The 20,640-nt window shown below is 38.0% G+C and carries 18 protein-coding genes and 1 pseudogene; 8 read left to right on the top strand and 11 right to left on the bottom strand.

Going from position 1 to position 20,640, the window contains the following annotated elements:
• The first annotated feature begins 24 nt into the window (after window positions 1-24).
• The 6 genes from pabC to KUL10_RS01510 are packed head-to-tail and all read left to right on the top strand — an operon-like array spanning window position 25 to window position 4,845.
• Entirely contained in the window at window positions 25-885 is an 861-nt protein-coding gene (pabC, locus tag KUL10_RS01535; RefSeq protein ID WP_110427146.1) for an aminodeoxychorismate lyase, read from the top strand.
• 3 nt (window positions 886-888) lie between these two features.
• Window positions 889-1,911, top strand: coding sequence for an endolytic transglycosylase MltG (mltG, locus tag KUL10_RS01530; RefSeq protein ID WP_233499663.1), 1,023 nt, complete (start codon window positions 889-891; stop codon window positions 1,909-1,911).
• A gap of 7 nt (window positions 1,912-1,918) precedes the next feature.
• Window positions 1,919-2,554: a dTMP kinase gene (gene tmk / locus KUL10_RS01525; RefSeq protein ID WP_110427145.1), complete on the top strand. Its 636-nt coding sequence runs from the start codon at window positions 1,919-1,921 to the stop codon at window positions 2,552-2,554.
• Complete coding sequence (gene holB / locus KUL10_RS01520; RefSeq protein ID WP_110427144.1) at window positions 2,551-3,432, top strand: DNA polymerase III subunit delta'; 882 nt, start codon at window positions 2,551-2,553, stop codon at window positions 3,430-3,432. Before tmk ends, holB begins: the two co-directional genes overlap by 4 nt.
• A gap of 51 nt (window positions 3,433-3,483) precedes the next feature.
• On the top strand, window positions 3,484-4,266 hold the full coding sequence (locus tag KUL10_RS01515; protein ID WP_110427143.1) for a TatD family hydrolase: 783 nt from the start codon (window positions 3,484-3,486) through the stop codon (window positions 4,264-4,266).
• Window positions 4,267-4,293: 27 nt separating this feature from the next.
• Window positions 4,294-4,845 carry a pyridoxamine 5'-phosphate oxidase family protein gene (locus KUL10_RS01510; RefSeq protein WP_110427142.1) on the top strand — a complete coding sequence of 184 codons (552 nt, stop codon included), beginning with the start codon at window positions 4,294-4,296 and terminating at the stop codon, window positions 4,843-4,845.
• Between the two features lie 6 nt (window positions 4,846-4,851).
• Here the strand turns inward: KUL10_RS01510 and KUL10_RS01505 are convergent, their stop codons facing one another.
• From KUL10_RS01505 to KUL10_RS01475, 7 genes and pseudogenes are all read right to left on the bottom strand, one after another.
• A complete protein-coding gene (locus KUL10_RS01505) occupies window positions 4,852-5,295 on the bottom strand; it encodes a hypothetical protein (protein WP_110427141.1) in 444 nt (147 codons plus the stop codon).
• Window positions 5,296-5,355: 60 nt separating this feature from the next.
• Window positions 5,356-5,964: a protein-methionine-sulfoxide reductase heme-binding subunit MsrQ gene (msrQ, locus tag KUL10_RS01500; protein WP_110427140.1), complete on the bottom strand. Its 609-nt coding sequence runs from the start codon at window positions 5,962-5,964 to the stop codon at window positions 5,356-5,358.
• A gap of 35 nt (window positions 5,965-5,999) precedes the next feature.
• On the bottom strand, window positions 6,000-7,001 hold the full coding sequence (gene msrP, locus KUL10_RS01495; RefSeq protein WP_110427139.1) for a protein-methionine-sulfoxide reductase catalytic subunit MsrP: 1,002 nt from the start codon (window positions 6,999-7,001) through the stop codon (window positions 6,000-6,002).
• A gap of 91 nt (window positions 7,002-7,092) precedes the next feature.
• On the bottom strand, window positions 7,093-8,427 hold the full coding sequence (locus KUL10_RS01490; RefSeq protein WP_110427138.1) for an anti-phage deoxyguanosine triphosphatase: 1,335 nt from the start codon (window positions 8,425-8,427) through the stop codon (window positions 7,093-7,095).
• Window positions 8,428-8,429: 2 nt separating this feature from the next.
• Window positions 8,430-10,952, bottom strand: a complete 2,523-nt coding sequence (locus KUL10_RS01485) for a CheR family methyltransferase (protein ID WP_110427137.1) — start codon at window positions 10,950-10,952, stop codon at window positions 8,430-8,432.
• Between the two features lie 14 nt (window positions 10,953-10,966).
• Window positions 10,967-12,895, bottom strand: coding sequence for an ATP-binding protein (locus KUL10_RS01480; RefSeq protein ID WP_110427136.1), 1,929 nt, complete (start codon window positions 12,893-12,895; stop codon window positions 10,967-10,969).
• A 61-nt stretch (window positions 12,896-12,956) separates the two neighbouring features.
• Window positions 12,957-14,176, bottom strand: a pseudogene (locus KUL10_RS01475) (pyridoxal phosphate-dependent aminotransferase).
• Window positions 14,177-14,334: 158 nt separating this feature from the next.
• On the opposite strand from KUL10_RS01475, the gene KUL10_RS01470 reads away from it, so the two are divergent.
• On the top strand, window positions 14,335-14,859 hold the full coding sequence (locus KUL10_RS01470; protein WP_110427135.1) for a hypothetical protein: 525 nt from the start codon (window positions 14,335-14,337) through the stop codon (window positions 14,857-14,859).
• Between the two features lie 103 nt (window positions 14,860-14,962).
• Window positions 14,963-15,757 (top strand): DUF2189 domain-containing protein, encoded by a 795-nt coding sequence (locus KUL10_RS01465; RefSeq protein ID WP_110427134.1) that lies wholly within the window; start codon window positions 14,963-14,965, stop codon window positions 15,755-15,757.
• 130 nt (window positions 15,758-15,887) lie between these two features.
• On the opposite strand, the gene KUL10_RS01460 is transcribed toward KUL10_RS01465, so the two are convergent.
• The 4 genes from KUL10_RS01460 to KUL10_RS01445 are packed head-to-tail and all read right to left on the bottom strand — an operon-like array spanning window position 15,888 to window position 20,611.
• Window positions 15,888-17,636 carry a sugar phosphorylase gene (locus KUL10_RS01460; RefSeq protein ID WP_110427133.1) on the bottom strand — a complete coding sequence of 583 codons (1,749 nt, stop codon included), beginning with the start codon at window positions 17,634-17,636 and terminating at the stop codon, window positions 15,888-15,890.
• A gap of 2 nt (window positions 17,637-17,638) precedes the next feature.
• Window positions 17,639-18,865, bottom strand: a complete 1,227-nt coding sequence (locus tag KUL10_RS01455; protein ID WP_110427132.1) for a glycosyl transferase — start codon at window positions 18,863-18,865, stop codon at window positions 17,639-17,641.
• Between the two features lies 1 nt (window position 18,866).
• Complete coding sequence (locus KUL10_RS01450) at window positions 18,867-19,724, bottom strand: mannosyl-3-phosphoglycerate phosphatase (RefSeq protein ID WP_110427131.1); 858 nt, start codon at window positions 19,722-19,724, stop codon at window positions 18,867-18,869.
• Complete coding sequence (locus KUL10_RS01445; protein ID WP_233499662.1) at window positions 19,724-20,611, bottom strand: kinase; 888 nt, start codon at window positions 20,609-20,611, stop codon at window positions 19,724-19,726. The genes KUL10_RS01450 and KUL10_RS01445 overlap by 1 nt, the downstream gene beginning before the upstream one ends.
• Between the last annotated feature and the right edge of the window lie 29 nt (window positions 20,612-20,640).

Here is a 20,640-nt window from a genome sequence, read left to right as displayed (position 1 = left end):
TGCAAAGGGAAGTAGTCATTATATATGCAACCATCTAAACGAGTTTTTGATCACACCCAAGTGGCGAGCTCAGACCGGTCGTTTAATTACGGCGATGGTTGCTTTACTACTATGCGCGCGAGTGCAGGAAAAATCCAATTGTTGAACACACACATTCAGCGTCTTCAAAGTGATGCAGATGTGCTCGGGATTGATTTTTCATTTAAAGATGAATTGCTCGATTATTTGACTGGTGAATCATTTACTCAGGCTTTACAACTAAAGAATGAAAGCGTTGTAAAAGTCTTAGTTTCTCGAGGTACAGGTGGTCGAGGATATATGCCCCCAACTGGTGACAAGCAAAACAGTCAGTGTTTTGTATCTGTGCACCCATTTAAATCTCAAGAGAATGCAGCCTTAAGCTTGATGTTAAGCCCCGTTTTGCTGGCTAAGCAACCTTATTTGGCTGGTGTTAAACACTGTAATAGACTCGAGCAAGTATTAGCAAAACGATCCTTATGGCAATACAATGCTGAAATTGAATCGAAATTTGATGATGTGTTAATGCTTGATAATGAACAACATGTGATTGAAAGCAGTTCCGCCAATTTTTTCGCGTTTGATGGAAAGCATTGGTTGACACCAAAACTTGATTTGTGTGGCGTAACAGGCGTCATGCGTCAATTCATAATTGACAATTCAGAAGCACTTAGTATGCAAGTGCATGAGTGTGTTATGAGCGTTGAACAACTGAGCCAGTTAAAGAGTGCTTTTGTTTGCAATGCGGTACACGGGGTTACCCCAGTTAAATCAATCTTTAATGGTGCTCAAAGCTTTTCATTTGATACCAACGTTGTCCTCGATATTGATAAAACGTTAACTTCTTTGCTGTTATCAGGTAATTAAAAAGTGAACATCCTCAAAAAATTAATGATTGGGATGCTTATTGTGTCCATCATGCTGATTGTTTCTCTGATGGTCGTTTATCAACAAGTCGTTAGCACTGATTTTAAAGTAGTTAATCATCAAGACTTTGTGATAGAAAAAGGTCAAACCTCATTCGGGTTGTTATCGGACATCCCATTTTTTGATTCGCAAAAAAATCGTTACATCGCTAGGCTTTGGTTAAAGTTAAATGAAGAAAAAACAAAGATAAAAGTTGGCCACTTTGAATTGGCTGAAAGAGAAACCTTATCTACATTTTTTAAGAAGTTAGTAAGCGGACAACAAAAACAATTTTCGGTCAGTTTGATTGAAGGACAATCGTTTGACCAGTGGTTGAAATTACTCATCAATTCAAAACATCTAATAATTGATATTACTGACGAAACAATTCTGTATGAGAAATTTGTCAGTACAAATGATTTTTGTCGAAATGATTATCAGAAATTGGAAGGATGTCTGTTGGCTGATACTTATTTGTACACGTCACAAGACACCCTTTCTAGTACTTTAAAGCGCACATACACTCAAATGAGTAATGCCCTTAATCGCTTATGGGGCGCGCGCTACCAAGATATTGCTATCAGGTCTCCATATGATGCACTGATTTTGGCATCGATTATTGAAAAAGAAACGGCAGTCGCTACAGAAAGAGGGCTTATTTCTGGTGTGTTCAATAACAGGCTCCATAAAAATATGCGCTTACAAACAGATCCAACGGTTATCTATGGCGTTAGAGATGAATATGAGGGCGATATTACTCGCAAACACCTACGTACGCCAACGCCCTACAATACTTATGTGATAAAAGGTCTACCAATAACGCCCATTGCTATGGTGGGCTTGGCTTCGCTGGAAGCGGCAACTAAGCCTGAATTAACCGATTACTTGTATTTTGTTGCTAAAGGCAATGGTACTCATCACTTTTCAGAAACACTGGCAGAACACAATAAGGCCGTAGGCTTGTATCAGCTAAACAAAGGGAAATAGACGTAATATGAAGCCTCGTTTTATCGTTTTAGAAGGCCTTGAAGGCGCTGGCAAAACATCAGTAATTCAAGTCATTGAGTCTTTTTTAAAAGAACGCGATTTATTGGTAATCAATACGAGAGAACCCGGTGGCACGCCGATGTCAGAAGCAATAAGAGGATGCGTTAAACAAAACTGGGATGAGCATGTTACACAAGAAACTGAATTGTTGTTAATGTATGCGGCAAGAAGTCAGTTAGTAAATAATGTCATTAAACCAGCTTTGCAAACAAACAGGTGGGTAATTGGAGATAGGCACAATTGGTCGTCAATCGCCTATCAAGGCGGCGGACGAGAAATCGATTTGCAAAGCTTAGAACAATTAAAGCAACTGACTTTAGGCAATTTTGAACCTGATTTTACTATTTATTTGGATGTGACTCCCGAGATTGGATTGGCGCGTGCCCGAGGGCGGGGCGAGTTAGATAGAATTGAGCAAGCTGGTATGGACTTTTTCGTAAGAGCTAGAAAAATGTTTCATTCACTTGTTGAGCAAAGCAGTAAAGCATGTTTAATCGATGCAAATCAGGATATGAATCAAGTTCATCATGATGTGTTAGAGCAACTTAGTAATTGGTTCGCAACTATTCAGGTTGGAGAATGAGCGTGCTTCCTTGGTTTAAAGAGCTTAACCAACAACTTGCTTCGCGTATTAATAACAATATTTTACATCACGCAATATTAATTAGCGGAACCATAGGTCTTGGTAAAGAGCAATATGCCTCGCATTTATCAAAGAAAATATTATGTGAAGATAAAGTCAGTATGTTGGCGTGCGGCATCTGCAAATCTTGCCAATTAATCGATGCGGGTAGTCATCCTGACAATCATGTCGTGGTTAGCGATAAAACTCAAATCGGTATAGACTTAATACGAAAAGAAATTGAAACTTTAAGTAAAACAGCCCAGTTGTCTGGAAATAAAGTGTTGACCATTGCGAATGCAGATTTAATGACTGAATCTGCAACCAATTCACTGTTAAAAACACTAGAAGAACCTACTAATAATACTTATATTATTCTCACAAGTAGTCAGTCTCAGCGCCTATTACCAACCATATTGAGTCGTTGCGAAAAACTAAATGTTAACCCCCCTGATTTTGAAAGTGCAAGGGAATGGTTGTCACAAGAATCGATAAGCCCTTTGCCGAGTAAGGATGCTTTAAGGGCTTTTAAAGGTTCACCACTAGCATATAAAAATAGCGTTGAGCAAGCATCTGGTCTTCTGTACACCGACTTTGAATTTACTATTCAAGAATTAATAGAAAGAACAACGGGTGTAAATAAAGCTTCAATACAATGGCAAAAAGACGCTGATAAGTTAGTGGTTTGGTTAGGGCAATATTTTTTAAATAGATATAAAGACTCGAATAAAGAAAGTGATTTTATTGCCTATCAAAAAACGGTTGATGCAAATAAAAAGTTAAACCATGCTGGTCTTAATAAGGTACTCATTTTACAAAGTCTTTTTTCACACGTTTAAATACGCTTAAAGACTCCATATTTTTAAGTTTTAAATAAAGAGTAATATTCTGTGTTCGTAGATTCACATTGTCATTTAGATAAATTAAAGGATGTCCCTAACGGTATCCAATCAGTTGTTAAATCAGCACAAGAGCAAAAAGTAGAGCATATGCTTTGTGTCGCAACATCTGTTAGAGAATACGAAGATATGTATGACAAGGTTAAAGGCTTTGATAATGTGTCCGTTTCTTGCGGTGTTCATCCACTTCATCAAGACGATGCTTGTGACTATGAGACGTTACTAGCCTGTGTTAGTAGACCAGAAGTGGTCGCAGTAGGAGAAACAGGCCTAGACTATCACTACAGTGCAGACACCAAGGAAGTACAAAAAGTCTCTTTTGTAGACCATATAAAGGCAGCAAATGCGCTAGATAAACCTTTAATTATTCACACTCGCAATGCACAGCAAGATACCTTAAATGCTTTAAAACAGCATAAGGCCGAATCAACCAAAGGTGTTTTACACTGTTTTACAGAGTCTCTTGAGATGGCAAACGAAGCGATGGAACTCGGTATGTATATTTCTATTTCTGGTATTGTGAGTTTTAAAAGTGCGAAGGAATTACAAGACACTGTCAAACAAATTCCTTTGGAAAAGCTACTTATTGAAACTGATTCTCCATGGTTAGCACCTGTTCCACACAGAGGAAAAGAAAATAAGCCAGAGTATGTGAGAGATGTTGCGCACTTTATTGCCGAATTAAAAAATATTTCGGTTCAAGAGCTTGCAAAAGTTACCACTGATAATTTTTATGAATTATTTTCTTTGATCAAGCGTGACAAAAACGTTTGATTCCATGCTTTTAGGAAATAGACTTTGATGCCTCAATGGAAACAAAATATACAACGTTCTCTACACCTAGGTAGAAGTAAACATGAAACTAAATACTTTCAAGTCGCCAGTATTGATGCTAACGACTTACCTGCTGTAAGAACAATGGTATTTAGAGGCTTCGATGATCAACATAATATTTATGCGGTTACTGACATTAGAAGTACAAAAATAACTGAGTTTAAAAATCGGCATGAAGCTCAAATTTGTTGGTACTTCGCAAAGACACGTGAACAATATCGCATCTCTTGCAAGGTAGAGATCTTAACCGAGGGCATACTATACAGAAGTTTTTGGGATTGCTTATCTGATACAGCTAAACTTAGTTTTGATTCACCTAAACCAAAATCGCCAATTGATTCAGATGGTCAGATTCAAACAGATTCTGCAATATCTAAGATTAGCAAAAATTACGCACTAATTCAGTTTCGCCCAAACGAATGTGACTACTTGAATCTGAAATGTAAACCACAACACAGAGAGCTTGAAGTGATGAACCCAGATTCATTTAAATGGGAGACACATCAAGTCAACGCTTAATAAACGCTAGTGGGCTGCTTTTCTTTCTGTACAGTGACGATTGTGCTGTTCATCTTTTATAAACGCTAATTTTGTTCCACTGAAACGTGCTAGATCCTTTAATTCCTTTGTTTGCAGTACATCAAATTGTTTATCAAACAAAATAGTGTGGCATGTCTTCGCGATCAATAAAGAGCGAATCACGTCGAAGTCATCTTTATTTGCAGTTGGTTTTACATTAATAGCATGAACTTTAGCTTGCTTTAATGTCTTACTGCGCGAAACATTAGCCAACCATCTTTTACGCTCTTTATATGTTTGAGCAAATAATGTGTATTGTACAAAGGACGGATTTTCAACATCATCAGTATATGGGCGATGATGTGTAAACATCTGCGTAGTGGAGCGCTTAAAACCATCATCGTGATTTGTTGAAATTTTATTTATAAAACGCAAGCTAGTTGAATGCATAACTGTCTACCTATCCAGTGTGTATGGATGTACAGTAATACTGTATAAAAAAACATGCAACTACTTTTTGAACAAATTGGTAATTTTTTTCCTTCTAGCAAATAACAACAGTGCAAAAATAAAAGCGTAAATTACAGGCTGGGGCCCAATTGTCTTAACTGCCCATAAATAATGTAAAACTCCAAGACAAACGCTTATATACACATAGTTGTGTAGCTTTTGCCAACGAGATTTTAGCCAATTTTTTGATATCCTATTTGACGTTATTAATAGCGTCGTCAACAAAAATAGAGCAATAAAACCCACGGTGATATAAGGTCGCTCGATGATTTCTGAAACTATTATTAGCCATTCAAACTGTAATTCAAAGGCTACAAATGCGTAGAAATGTGCGATTGCGTATATCGCAGAATAGATGCCAAGTGTTCGCCTAAGGGGCATCAATTGAGCAAACTTCAATTTTGAAGCGATAGGAGAAATAACAAGACTAAGTGCTAAAAGGTTCAAAGCACCAATACCGGTAAAATCTAATAAATACTGAACAGGATCACCTAACACGAGCCCAAGTAATGCTTGATAATATGCAAAACCCAAAAGCAAATTAGAAAAGCCGTGTATTGAAAGTCTTAGTGTCTGTATTTTCCAGGGTTTAATTCGAATGGGTTTCATTTATTGATACAAACTTTTCCTGAGTTGACAGTGGGTTAGTAATAGCGGGCTAAATCCATACCAGTGTACAACGACGTCACTTCTTCATAGCCGTTAAACATTTTAGTATCAATGCGTTTTTGATCTAACACGCTGGCTCCAACAATACGGCGTTCTCTTGCTTGGCTCCACCTAGGGTGAGCGACCTTTGGATTTACATTTGCGTAAAAACCATATTCGCTAGGAATCAAAATATTCCAGCTGGTAGGAGGCATCTTGTCTACTAGTTTAATTTTTACTAACGACTTTATACTTTTGAAACCATATTTCCACGGCACGGTGAGTCTTACCGGTGCACCGTTCTGAGGAGGAAGGGTTTTACCGTACATACCAACTGTCATAAGTGCAAGAGGGTGCATCGCCTCGTCCAGTCGCAATCCTTCAATGTATGGATAATCAACACCACCGCCCAAGAATCGACTTCGTTGTCCACGCATTTGTTTGGGGTCATAGACTGTTTCAAAGGCAACATATTTTGCACTGCTTAAGGGTTTAGCTTGTTTCAATAAGCGTGATAGCGAAAAGCCAATCCAGGGGATAACCATAGACCACGCCTCAACACAACGAAGTCTATATATACGTTCTTCCAGAGGAAATTTAGTTAATAAATCATCGTAGTCGAGTGTCAATGGATTTTCCACTAACCCTTCAACCTCTAGTTTCCAAGGATTTACCTTAAAGCTTTGAGCATGTTTTGCTGGATCTGATTTTGAGGTGCCAAACTCATAAAAGTTATTGTAGTTAATGGCTTGAGATTCAGGTGTTAAAGTTTGTTTAGTACTCGTATCAACATTAAAGCTAAGCTCTGATTGAACAAATTTAGGGGGGCGTTCATCTTTAAACCAATCCAATGGGTTTGCAAGCGCGCTGCCACCTAACAAAGACCCCGCGCCTAAAAAACCAAGCTTTTTAAGTACATCTCTGCGTGAATTAAATACTGTTTCATCAGTTACTTGATTTTCTGATTCATCACTACGTTTGGTTGACTTGATTAGCACCGGTGAACCCCTTTACGATGATTTGTTAATAATTAGACCGCTCAAAGGGAAAAGGATTTCGTTAACTTGGATTTTTTATTGCTAACTAGACTTATGCTAGGCTACTGAGTGATAACCCATTGTATGGCAAAAACAACTGACCATAAATTCGAGATGCGTATTCGTCTGTCATCCCAGAAATGTAATCCGCGATTATCCTTTGCCCTAGCTGAAGTTCTTCTGCTTTTTCCCACCTGTTTACAGTGTTTACGGGTAGTAGCCTCATTGGTTCAGTGCTAAAGGCTTCAAATAGCGCCATAATCATTTGTTGCCCTTTATAGCGCTGAAGTTGTAATTCAGGTTTTTTTATTACATGTTTAAAGACAAACTGTTTGAAAATAGTTAAGGCTTTAGCAAAATCAAAAGGGAATTTGGCTTGATAGTCCAATAAATCCGATTCAAATACATCTTGTTTATCAATGAAGATACAAGTAATGAAGTAATTGACTAGAGCACCAACGGCGCTTTTACGCAAAAAGCTGTCACCACTAAACAATTGGGTATTAATGGTTTGTATTTGCGTAGATAAACCTTCCAGTTGCATGCTTTCGATAGGCTTTACTACCTCATCAATAAAGTAAGACTGTGAGACCATAGATGTAGCTACTGCATCTTCTAAGTCATGGATACCATATGCAATATCATCTGCAAGCTCCATGATTGAACAATCTAAAGACTTATAATGAGTGTTATGGTGCTTTTGTTTCTTGAGTTGTACCGACATAAACTCATCTTTGTCTTTGTTAGGTATAGGTGAAAGTAACCAATCAAAGCTATCCTCGTCACATTGATAAAGACCTTTAGGAGGGTGCCACTGGTATGCTTTTACAAGCTTAGAGTTGATAGGTTTATCAACTTTCAATGAGGGATTGAGTAAATTGTCGATGTAGTTTGGGTATTTTATCAATCCTAACGCGGTTCTGCGCGCTAAGTTCATTCCATGTTTTTTGGAATAGGGCTCTAGCTTGCTTATTATTCTAAAAGTTTGTGCATTTCCTTCAAAGCCACCATGGTCTGACATCATATAATGCATTGCCACTTCACCGCCGTGCCCAAAAGGGGGATGGCCGATATCATGCGCTAAGCACAAAGACTCAATAAGATGCTCATTGAGTTGCAACTTTGCTGCTAAGTCAGGTTGTTGCTTGCATAGATGATTGACAATGCCTGTACCAATTTGCGCTGCTTCTAAAGAATGCGTTAGTCGAGTCCTGTAAAAGTCATTAATACCTATGCCCACAACTTGTGTTTTGGCTTGTAAGCGGCGAAAAGAAGCAGAGTGCATAACGCGTGCTTTGTCTCGCTGAAAAGCGTCTCTCAAGTCGCCATCGCCTTTATCGGGACGCTGATGCCTTCGTTCTGTCCAGATGCTACTGTTTGCGTGCATAATTAGTCTTGTTGACGCATGGAAATCACCACACCTTGATTGTCTTTTCCGATTGTGTAAGGGTTTACTGAAAGCTCTATTTTCTTATCGTCTAACTCAATCATTTGGTAAAACGATTTGCCCTGAGTATTCGCCAACTTAACAATCTCGTGCATATTTTCCATTTTAAACTTCAAGGATAAATCTTCAAAAGGTCGATTTAAATCAAAATCCATAATGTTGATAAAGTTGCGAATTGGACGAGTATACCTTCTGATATTTAAATCGGGATCTAGGAATAGAACCGCTAAGTCTGTTGAATTTAAAATGTTTTCTAAATCGTTATTAGTGTCAGTCAATTCTAAGATTTTTTGTTGATACTCACTGTTAACGGTATACAACTCTTCATTAACTGACTGTAATTCTTCGTTAGTGGATTGTAATTCTTTATTCGCAGCCATTAACTCTTCGTGACTCGATTTTAACTCTTCGCTGGTTGCATCTAAATCTTCAAGCGCCTCGCGGTACATGCGTTGGCATTCGACATATGCAGTCTCTAGTTCAATTATACGTTGTTGTGTTTGCTCATCAGGTGTATAAACGGAAACATTTTCATTTTTGGTTTCTGGTATTCCTTGCACGAAACTCACGGCGATTAACCTATCTGGTTCATCGTCTTCTCTGAAGGTGTAACAGTTTAGCCCCCAGAACTCCTTAGTTTTTTCGTCTACGTATACACGTTCTAAAAACACGTTTTTTTCTTCGCGAACACATTCATGTGTGCCTGATAGGACGCTACTGGAAAGTTCTTTGTTTACGATATCTGCAATATCATTGGTCACCTCACCTGGACGCAGTTTTTCGGTGAAGGGACTGGTATCACCATATGTGTAAACAACTTGAAGCTTGGTATTGAGTATAAAGGTGGGGGGTAGAAACCTTTCTTGAAGTGACATCAAACCAGGTGATTTTGACTTTGGTTTTGCCATTTTTTTGTTTATACGTTCTACAAACTGAGGAATGGATTTTAGTTCATATCCGCTTCGTCTTAATCCATGACTAGAGATTGAAGAAATAGGTATCTTTATATCTTGTACTTTTTGATAGATGCGTTTGGAAGAGTCAACGGCTGGGAAATAACTTGCGAATTTTCCTGGTGATTCAGAACTACCTAACAACATGAAGCCATTTTTTTTCAATGAAAAATGGAAAAAAGCCATTGCTTTTTGTTGTGCTGGTTGCTGAAGGTAAATTAGGCAATTGCGGCAGCTTACCATGTCCATATTTGAAAACGGTGGATCTTGAATCACATTATGAGTTGCAAACACTACAGTACTTCGTAAATCCTTCGATACTTGATACTCACCATCACTCAATTGAGTGAAATATGTACTGAGTAATTCTGATGAAACTTCGTCAGATATACTACTTGGATAAATCCCATTGCCGGCATAAGTCACTGATGTTTGGTCTATATCACTTGCAAACACTTTAACTTTTCGCGCAAGCCCTAACTCCTTTATTGTTGAATCAAATAACATTGCAATTGTGTATGCTTCTTCACCCGTCGAACAACCTGCACACCATACTCTGATTGTATCGTTAGCATCTCGGTTAGTAATCATCGGAATGACAACTTCATCTTTTAACTTATCCCAAGTTTCTCTGTCTCTGAAAAAGCGTGTAACACCAATTAATAAGTCTTGTTTAACGAGTTCAATTTCGCTCTCGTTGTTTTGCAAGTATTCCCAATATTCATTCAGTGAAACTTTGTTATTAATACTCATTCGATGCTTGATGCGACGAGATACGGTTGATTCTTTGTAGGCTTTAAAATCCAGGCCCGTTTGATCTTGTATCAGTATGAGAATTTTTCGAAGTACATCTGTGTTTTGAGATAGATGGTATTTGAATGTTTCAGATTCTGCCTTAGCTAATGGGTGAGAAACAAAGTTTTTAATATACTCTGACATATCGGCAGTCTTGAGTACAAAGTCTACTGCGCCGGTGTTGATTGCGTTTTGTGGCATACCATTAAACTGTGCTTCGGTTGGATCTTGTGCAATCACCATTGCACCGTACTCTTTGAGTGCAACGATACCGCGACATCCATCGGAGCCTGTTCCTGATAGTATTATCCCTATAACTGCGTATTCAGCGTCCTGAGCTAATTTTGAGAAGATTGCATTGATTGGAAGATTGATGCGATTTTCTTTTGGCAAATCGCTAAGAACGAGTTTTGTGTTGTTGATTCTCAATAGTTTTCCCGCAGGCACTAGATAGACCGTATTTGCTTTGATGCTCTCACCATCTTCTGCTAGAAGAACTTGCATAGAAGTATACTTTCGAAGCAATTGGTCCATCATGCTTTTAAAGTCTGAAGATAAATGCTGAGTAACCACATAGCTGCAACCTAGGTTATCATCAAGTGCATAAAAAAAATTTTCGAGAGCCTCTAGTCCTCCAGCAGACACGCCTATCGCAACAATATGGGTTGGAGCATCGTCACGATTATCGACATCAGTCGTGATGGTTTCTATTTCCATTCTATTCTTTGATCCTAGACTTTGTTTAGTGCTTCGTAGAATTTGTCAAATTTGATGGGCTTTTCGATCACTTGACTATAGCCCATATTAAAGTATTTCTTTTGATCTTCAATCATTACGTTTGCAGTTAGCGCAATGATCGGAATATTTTTATTTTCAGCCCTTATGCGTTCACAAACCTCAACTCCATTCATAATTGGCATTTGAATATCCAATATAACGATGCTTACACTAGGGGTCTTTCTATATAGTTCAATTGCACTTCTTCCGTTAATAGCAGTTAAGAGCTTTGCATTTGTTGGCCTAATTAACTGTTTGACAATATTAATGCTTGCATCATTGTCCTCGGCGTACAAAATACAGTGTTCTTTTAGATTGGGGACACTGTTTGAAAGTGACTTATTTGATGTTGAAGAAATAAACTGAGATGTCGCTGGGAGCGGGGCAGTAAACTTAAAATGGGAACCTTGATTTACTATACTATTTACTGTCAATTTCCCCCCCATAAGTTGTGTCAGCTTTTTACTGATTGCCAACCCTAATCCAGTGCCTCCAAAATTTCGAGTAGTGGTATCATCTGCTTGTTTAAAAGGTTCAAAAATCAACTCTAACTTATCGTTATCAATGCCAATACCAGTATCGATCACTTCAACACAAATTTCTTTGTCATCTCCATACAACTTGAGCGTGATTGATCCAGACGAAGTGAACTTGATTGCGTTTGATAATAAATTATTTAGCACTTGATTAAACCTGAGCGGGTCACCCAATCTGTCCATGAGTAGATTAGGGGCAATGTCACTTGTTAACGTCACTCCTTCTTGAAGCAAGTGGCTGAACTTCATCACAGCATTTTCTATTAGCTTCTCTACATCAATATCAATAGACTCTATTTCCATCTCTTGGGCATCAATTTTAGACAAATCTAATACGTCATTAATGACATTCAACAAATCATTAGAAGATTCGGTTGCCATACTGATTAATTCTTTCAATTCGTCATTAAAGTCATATGAATCCAAAATTTGCAACGTTCCCAGAATTGAGTTCATAGGCGTGCGAATTTCATGGCTTACATTTGCGATGAATCTGGCTCTTGCTTCATTTGCATCTTGTGCAATTAAGGCGTTTTTTTGCGCTATTGTTGCCTGTTCTAGTATCTTGTTGGTAGCGATTTCTTGCTCCGTAACATCAATACACGTTCCTACTACTCTAACGGTTTTATCAAAAATATCAGAATAGAATCTAGCACTTATCTTTATATATTTAAGACTGCCTAAAGGCGTCAGGATTTTTACAACAAAACTTAGGAGGTGGTCAGGAGCTTCAACTTTTAATGCTTTGTTAAATTCATCAATAAACGTTTCTTTTGAATCAGGGTGAACATGGTTTATCCATTCAGAAAACTTTAGTGCTCGATTGGGTCGATGAATCTCAAATAAGGAAAACATGGATTCATCCCAAAATAATTCATTTGAAACTACTTGATAATCCCATGTGCCAGCTTTTGTTGATGTCAACGCTAATTCAACACGTTCTTTGTAGAAATTGTTATGCTCCGAAGAGTCTATGGATAAGGTTATGTCTCGGAACACTGAAACGCGCTCGATTAACTGTTGGTCTTGTACGATAAATTCGCAACAAAACTTGACCCACTTGTCGGCACCACTTTCTGAAATGTACGGCAACTTGATTTCAAAGCTTTTGAACTCAGCTTCGCTTTTTTCTATTTTAGTTTTAATTAATCTGCGGGTATGCTCAGAAAAGATTGGAATATCCCATTCAGCACCTTCTCCAAGTGCGTTTGGTGTTAAGTTGAAAACTTGATACAGATTCTTGGTCCATATAAATTTATCTTTTGCATAACGATACCGACAGGAACCTGTATTAGTAATCTTTTCGATTAATTCGCTATGCTCTGTCTGAATGTTTAATTCTTGCATGGTCGCATTTATTATTTATCTTAGACGATTACTATATAGCAATTGAATTTGCCTTGATACCTTATTCAATTTGTTGATAATGCTCAAAAAAGTCTTTCATTTGCATTAATGCTGGTTTTAATTGTTCTTGATGAGGTAAAAACACAACTCTAAAGTAACATCCCGTGTGTAAGTTAAAAGCTGAACCATGAACAAGCAGTATTTTTTCTTCACTCAGTAAGTCGAGTACCATTTTAACATCACTTTTAATGTTAAACTTTTTAGCATCGACTTTTGCAAAGCAATACATTGCCCCCATTGGTTTTACACAGCTGATTCCATCAATCTTATTCAGTGCTTCATGCGTAATATTGCGCTGTACTAATAATCTACCATCGTGATTAATTAATTCATTTATACTTTGATAACCGCCAAGAGCCGTTTGAATAGCATGTTGACTGGGCACGTTTGAACACATGCGCATAGATGACAAAATGGTAAGGCCTTCAATGTAACCTTTTGCTCTTTTTTATTCCCGCTAACTAGCATCCAACCTGCTCTGAACCCAGCAACTCGGTAGTTTTTCGAAAGGCCACTAAACGTAACACAGAACAAATCCGGAGCAAGTGATGCAATGCAGGTATGTTTAGCCTCGTCGTATAAAATTTTGTCATAGATTTCATCACTGAAGATAATAAGATTATGCTTTCTAGCTAAATCAACTATTTGCCTGAGTATCTCTTCACTGTAGACTGCGCCCGTTGGATTATTTGGATTTATAATAACGATGGCTTTGGTTTTTGTTGTGATTTTTGATTCAATATCAATAATATCGGGAAACCACAAATTGTCTTCATCACATTTGTAATGTACGGCAGTGCCCGATGACAAGTTAACCGCTGCCGTCCATAAAGGATAATCGGGTGAAGGTAGCAGGACTTCATCCGACGTGTTTAGCAAAGCTTGCATAGCAAGCATGATCAATTCACTGACACCATTTCCGATATAGATATCTTTTACTTTGATATCTTCTATCCCTTTTTGCTGATAATACTGCATGACCGCAACTCGAGCGCTATAAATACCTTGCGCGTCAGAATAGCCTTGAGCGGTGGGTAACTGATGAATTACATCTTTTAAAATGTCATCAGGCGCTTCAAATCCAAATGGGGCAGGGTTGCCAATATTTAGCTTTAATATTCTCTCACCGGCTTCTTCCATTTGATTTGCTTTTTCTAAAATGGGGCCTCGAATATCATAGTAGACATTCGCGAGTTTATTTGAACGATTAATGCTAGACATGGTCTTTTTGTTACTTACTTTATTATTTGGTATTTCATCATAATACACGGACCAACTAGTGTTAAGTCCGTTTGAAAGATTTTGTGACATATTAAACATGCCAATTTGATACTAGTTAGATTAATCTTTTCAGATATTTAGCTTAGGAGGCTCACAATATGCCTGCACCATTATTATGGCTTGGCGCTGCAGTGGCAGGATTATACGCGACTAATAAAGCAAATGAAGGGTACTTAAAGTCGAAAAGTGTAGTGGGTTGTTTTCCTGGTGAATCAAACTTTAAAGTCACACCAATTGATGGCGCGATAGTCTGTTGTGGCATTTTTGGTGTCCTAGATCATACGGGCATTTGGGTAGATGGCAAAATAATTGAACTCAATGGAAATGGCTTGGTTCGCGCCATTTCCTCAGAGCGCTTCTTGGAAAATAGAAGTGGTGAGGAAATCTATATTGCTTGTGACGATGCGTTTAATGTGATGGCTTCTAAAAGCACCGTTGAAAGATGTATCGCCAATTTATACTCTTACAAAGAGTATGATGTCATTTCAAATAATTGCCACCGTTTCGTTGCCGAATCTGTCACGGGGAATGCGTGTGATATTACGAGTTTTAGTGACTTAAATAGATACTTATCTTTGTTTTTTAATGCCGCTATACATTGGAATAAGTTAAAAACTTTATAAAATAAGGTTAAAAATTGACCTTTTTGTTTGATTCTATGGTATGAATTGTGTACAAGTGTGAAATGCTTGTTCCATTCACCAGAGACAAGAAGGAAGATCAAATATGTCCCAGCATTTTGAAGAAACCCCTGAAACTGCTATTGGCAACAGCGGAATAGCACGTGTCATTCCTTGCAAAAAATTAGATTTTTTAGACTGTTTTAAATGGTTGCGACTTGGTATCAATGATTTTAAAAAAGCGCCTATCATAAGCCTTGGATATGGTTTAATTTTTACTGCACTACCACTTTTTATATTTTATTTGGTCCAATCTACAGGGTGGTATTTAGTCATATTTCCTGCCATGGTGTGCTTTATGCTTTTAGGGCCTTATCTCGCCGCAGGTCTATATGATGTTTCTTGGCAGTTCGAGAAAAACCATAAACCCTCTTTTCGTCACTCTCTAAAAGCGATGTCTAGAAACGCAGTGAATGAGTGGGGGTTTGCGCTAATGCTGATGGTATTAATGATTTTTTGGTTACGCGTAGCTTCTATTATTCACGCATTGTATCCCAGTTACCTAGAACCCAACTTCTTTAACTTATGGCCTTTTCTTGCACTGGGTACAGCTGTCGGTGCTGGTTTTACAGTACTTGTATTTTTCTTAAGTGCGTTTACGCAACCGATTTTACTCGAACGTCGCGTTGACCTAGCAACGGCAGTATTAACGAGTATGAATGCCGTTTGGTTGAACAAACGCGCTATGTTTTTATGGGCTTCAATTATTTTATTCACTGTGTTTCTTGGCTTCATCACTTTTTTTGCAGCCTTTATCGTGCTAATGCCCATCATTGGGTATGCGACTTGGCATGGTTATATCGATACAATAGAAACTAAAATTGAGCGAAAATACGAGTAATAGGTTCTTTGACATATATCACTACCTTGCAAATATTCATGTTTGCTTGTCATAGTGTGAAGGTTGATGAAGAATAAGAACGAACAAGAAAAAGCACATGTGCTTAAATTAACACATGTGCTTTTTTGTTTTATCTATTGCTTAACCATATTGTTTGATATGGACGAAGCGTAATCACTTCTCCAATCTCCTTATCGTTTGAGTCACTTAATAAGTCTCTCCATTCTTCTGTGCCAATCAAATTTAAATCTGATAGCACTAATTTTTTAGACTTATTAGTGATGTTTGAAACACAGAATATACTTTGTTTTCGATCTGCACTTTGACGCCAAAAGCCGAACAGTCGTTTGCCCAATTGAAGCGTAAATTGTGTCGCATTGGGGTGGAATGCTGGTTGTTGTTTTCTAATTTGAATCAAGCGATTCATCGCGGTGAGTACATTCCTATGCAAGCTTTGAGACTGCAGATTTTGCGTAAGTTCGTTAAACTCCCATCGGTGGCGATTGATTGAACGATTGTGGCCTGTATTTTCAACGCGTTCATAATCATTCGGTGTACCAAGCATAGAGTGAATATATATTCCAGGAATACCCTCTAGCCCTAGCATTATCGCGTGCGCACAAATAAAGCGTTGTAATTGAAATTTGTCTGGGCCAGAAATCGTACCCTGTAATGCGTCAATTAAACTAATATTTAACTCGTAAGGTTTTTTCTGACCATTTCCTGCCTCTCTCCATGAAACTTTGCCGCCAAAATTTTGCATACAAGAGACCAGGTTTCCTAATTCATCATCGTTCAGTAAACCTTCAGCCGGACGCAGACCTATGCCATCATGAGAAGCGATGAAATTAAAGTAGGTGGTACCGTTTTGAGCAGGTGGCATAGACATCATCCAGCCTTTTAAATGGGTACAGTCTCCGGTAACTAATGTATTCAATAGCAAAGGGGGCAGGGAAAAGTTATAAATGGCATGTGCTTCATTAGCATTCCCGAAGTAAGTTAGGTTTTCTTTGTTCGGTATATTTGTTTCAGTAATGATTATAGTGTTAGGTGCAGCATGCTCTATAAGTGTTCTGAATAACCTTACTGCCTCATGTGTTTCGTCAAGATTGATACTAGGACTGCCAACGATTTTCCATAAAAATGCAATTGCATCTAGTCTGAACATCGTTGCACCCTTATCCAGATAAAGACGAATAATTTCGCAGAAGGCTATTAGTACTTCAGGGTTTCGGAAGTCAAAATCAACTTGATCATGACTAAATGTACACCATACATACTCTTTACCATTGGTCGTTTCTACTTCTCTAAGAAGTGGGGATGTTCTTGGTCTAACAACCATTGACAAATCATCATCTGGATTAGCAGTAAAAAAGAAATCAGCCCCTTTTCCTTGTTTACTAATAAAGTTTTCAAACCAAGCGCTTCTGGCCGAACAATGGTTGATGACGATATCAAACATCAAACCAAAGTCCTTCGAGAGTGCTTCAATATCATCCCAATTACCAAGACCTTGATTTACCGTTGAGTAATCAATAACAGAAAAACCATCATCAGAGCTATAGGGAAAAAAAGGTAATATGTGGACTTTATTGATACTAGAAGAAGCATAAGTATCTAAAAATTTGTGTAGGGTTTTTAGTGGTGATTCTTCTGAGTGTTGACTGTCAAAAATGGAATCACCATAGGTAATCAAAACGATATCTTCATGAGTCCACAGGTTTTTGTGTGGTTCAGGTACAAATGCTTGTTCAGATGAACTTAATTTAAAGCTTTCTATTAACCTTTCAGGAAGTGTTGCTATGGTATCTTCATCTAGGACATCTTCATAAATAGCCGTTAGATGGTGATGTAATTTTTCGCGCAGGCTTATTGACATAGTTAGTCCTCCATGAATTCTTTATGATCAAGTTCAACAGCCTCAAGTAGTCTTTCTAAGACATTTGGTTTTGCACTGACCACTCTATTCCAAGTCGGAATAAAAGGGGTTTCCATTGGGTTTTCTAGAAAGCTTTGGCCCGCTTTCATGATGTTTAATGCAAACATTTCAACAGCCTTTTCTTCGCTATGAACATCTAGTTTCAGACCATTCATAATTGCATCGTTATTGTAGGTCTCTACAAAGTCCAACGCGATTCTAAAATAGGTCGCTTTTATTGTTCTGAAAGTTTCGGTGTTAAAAGTGGTTCCTTGAGTGGCCAGTTTCCTAAATAATGCCTTAGTAATGTCAATTGACATTTTAGACAAGCCACCTTGGTCATTATTAAGCGACAAATCTTGATGTTTGTGATCGTAAGTTTTGGCGATATCAGCTTGGCATAACCGGTTATGTGCATAATTACGGTGCATTTCAGAAAGCACACCTATTTCTAAACCCCAATCGCTGGGAATTCTGATGTCGTTAAGAACATCCCGTCTAAATGAGAATTCACCGGCAAGTGGGTATCTAAAGCTATCCATAAACTCCAAATATTCGTTAACGCCGAGCGTGGTTTTTAAAGCACGTAGTAAAGGCGTAACAAGCAATCGAGAGACTCTTCCATTGATTTTTCCATCTGCGACGCGTGCGTAAAAACCTTTGCAAAACTCATAATTAAATTGAGGATTGGCAACTGGATAGATTAACCTTGCGAGTAATGAGCGATCATAAGTTAAGATATCACAATCATGTAGCGCAACACTTTCGACCTTGTTTGAAGCTAATATATACCCCATACAGTACCAGACATTTCGCCCCTTACCCATTTCCTTAGGTGCAAGCCCAAGTGCTTGTAATTCTTCATCTAATGCCTTTAATCTAGGACCATCATTCCATAAAACTCTGTGGTGCTGAGGTAAACTTGAAAAGAATTTTAGTGCGTATTTGTATTGCGCTTCATCAGCTCGATCAAGTCCAATTACGATTTCTGACAAGTAGGGCACTTGTTTGATGTGTTCAATTGTATCGGGCAGTGCTTTTCCTTCAAGTTCGGAAAACAATGAAGGAAGAATTAACCCTAATGGTCTTTTATTGGAGAAATTGACTAACTCACTTTCTAGCTCTTCAATGGATCTATCTTCTAAATTATGAAGAGTTGTAATGATCCCATTTTGATAAAAATCTGCCATTTTAGTTTAGTCCTGTTGAATTAAATATTAATGCTTGAATACTTTGGGCCCAGCCTTCAGGGCCTTCTAAATTGGTATAAAACACATTTGATGATTTACTTATAGAAAGTTTCGGATTAACCGGCGACTTTATGCATATGCTGATATCAGCTTTTTCAAGCATACTCAAATCGTTGTTCCCATCACCCAAAGCAACACTTACTATGTTTTTATTGCTTTCGGCTTGAAGTATTTCTTTGAAATATTGCATGGCGATGGCTTTGTCTGTTTTATCTGCAAAATGAATGAATCGGCCTCCCTCTACAACATGCCCGCCCAAGTCTCTTAAAGCTTTAATAAAAGCTTGTTTTTGTTCAAGATTGTTTCCCAACCATTTAATTGGTTCGCCATATAGCCTATCTTGTGCTTTTTGTGCGGCATGCAAAGGAAGATCGGTATAAGCTGCGATCTCTTGTAATGTCATCTGGTGAAAAGCTTTAAACAATCCTGAAAATTCATTTGGAAGTTTGTTTAACAACTCAATAAAAATTTGGCGTGGACGAGCAAATGATTTGACATAAAATCCATCTTTCAAGGTGAAATGACTTTTATCCCGCAGCATGAAGGATGCGGGTACATAAATCGCAGCACCGTTTTCGACGATAAAAGGACCATTTAGTCCAATATTTTCACGTAGTTCAATAAGTTCTGAATAAGTCTTACTGGTGTTCGGAATGATACAGGCGTCTTTGTTTTTTAGTGCCTCTATTGTTGTCTTAGCAGCTTCAAAGCTATAACTGTGGTGGTCTAATAAAGTGCCATCCATATCAGTGAATATCAGTACTCTTTCAAGGTTTAAGGCAGGATTAAGCGCATACATTATTGATAGATCGCCTGTTTAATTTCTCTATTTTCATCTAGTTCAAAAACCAAATCACATTTTTCCGGAAGAAACTGTAAACAGCGTTCAGTAAGTCTTTGATAATGCTGTATGAAAGAAAAGATTTTTTCATCATTCATAAGCCCCGGGGCGTCTGGAGTCTTAATTCTTAATTTAGCCTCTTGTTCACATCGCCACTTGTAAACACAATCAAAACTAGGTGCTTTAAGCATTATCCAATAGTCAAACATAGCATAGAGGGGTTCATATTCACTCGCCAACACTTTATTGGAGTATTGTCGCCATAGCAAAAATGCATCTTGCTCTTCCTCCATTTTGTTAACCGGAGCAATAAGTGAATCTTCAGGTGCAGAAGTAACACCCCAACACCAGCCTTCAAAGAAAACGAAATCAACACCACTGTGAAGCTCCAACCATTGATTCGATGGGACTGGGTTATCAGTTGATTTATCAAATTTTGGTAAACGGCAAGACTTTCCTTTTTTTAACGCTTCTAATACTTCCCGCATTAATTGAGTATCGTGCGTTCCCGGTACTCCGCGTGTAGCAAATAACTGATGTTTTTGTTCTGCTAATTTATGCCTTGCTTCTTTGTCTAAATAAAAATCATCAAGTGACAAGGTGAGGGCTTTATATTCTGTCATTCTATTTATCAATTCGGTCAAAAGTTGACTTAATGTTGATTTACCAGAACCTTGACTCCCGTTTACGCCGATAAAAACAGGATGATTTGCATTTTTTTGGTGCAATTTGTTGTTGTTGATAATTGGAGTGAACCACTTTAGTGCGTGGAGCTTGAAGGATAGAGGTAGTTTTTCTCTATCTATAAATGCATCTAGGCATTCATCTAAATTAGCATCAATCACATTTTTCCCTATATGTAGCAAGTAAACAG

This window comes from Glaciecola sp. KUL10 (genome assembly GCF_003203515.1).
In the GTDB taxonomy this organism is placed as follows: domain Bacteria; phylum Pseudomonadota; class Gammaproteobacteria; order Enterobacterales; family Alteromonadaceae; genus Glaciecola.
Note: the sequence above shows the minus strand (reverse complement) of the source record. Positions and strands in the feature narration are given on the sequence as shown.

Excerpts from the sequence above, each read along its gene's own strand:
- KUL10_RS01490 (WP_110427138.1), bottom strand. The coding sequence starts at position 8,427 with ATGCACGCAAACAGTAGCATCTGGACAGAACGAAGGCATCAGCGTCCC.
- KUL10_RS01480 (WP_110427136.1), bottom strand. The coding sequence starts at position 12,895 with ATGCAAGAATTAAACATTCAGACAGAGCATAGCGAATTAATCGAAAAG.
- KUL10_RS01460 (WP_110427133.1), bottom strand. The coding sequence starts at position 17,636 with ATGTCAATAAGCCTGCGCGAAAAATTACATCACCATCTAACGGCTATT.
- KUL10_RS01450 (WP_110427131.1), bottom strand. The coding sequence starts at position 19,724 with ATGTATGCGCTTAATCCTGCCTTAAACCTTGAAAGAGTACTGATATTC.
- KUL10_RS01465 (WP_110427134.1), top strand. The coding sequence starts at position 14,963 with ATGTCCCAGCATTTTGAAGAAACCCCTGAAACTGCTATTGGCAACAGC.
- pabC (WP_110427146.1), top strand. The coding sequence starts at position 25 with ATGCAACCATCTAAACGAGTTTTTGATCACACCCAAGTGGCGAGCTCA.
- KUL10_RS01455 (WP_110427132.1), bottom strand. The coding sequence starts at position 18,865 with ATGGCAGATTTTTATCAAAATGGGATCATTACAACTCTTCATAATTTA.
- holB (WP_110427144.1), top strand. The coding sequence starts at position 2,551 with ATGAGCGTGCTTCCTTGGTTTAAAGAGCTTAACCAACAACTTGCTTCG.
- KUL10_RS01485 (WP_110427137.1), bottom strand. The coding sequence starts at position 10,952 with ATGGAAATAGAAACCATCACGACTGATGTCGATAATCGTGACGATGCT.
- tmk (WP_110427145.1), top strand. The coding sequence starts at position 1,919 with ATGAAGCCTCGTTTTATCGTTTTAGAAGGCCTTGAAGGCGCTGGCAAA.
- KUL10_RS01505 (WP_110427141.1), bottom strand. The coding sequence starts at position 5,295 with ATGCATTCAACTAGCTTGCGTTTTATAAATAAAATTTCAACAAATCAC.
- KUL10_RS01510 (WP_110427142.1), top strand. The coding sequence starts at position 4,294 with ATGCCTCAATGGAAACAAAATATACAACGTTCTCTACACCTAGGTAGA.
- KUL10_RS01470 (WP_110427135.1), top strand. The coding sequence starts at position 14,335 with ATGCCTGCACCATTATTATGGCTTGGCGCTGCAGTGGCAGGATTATAC.
- msrQ (WP_110427140.1), bottom strand. The coding sequence starts at position 5,964 with ATGAAACCCATTCGAATTAAACCCTGGAAAATACAGACACTAAGACTT.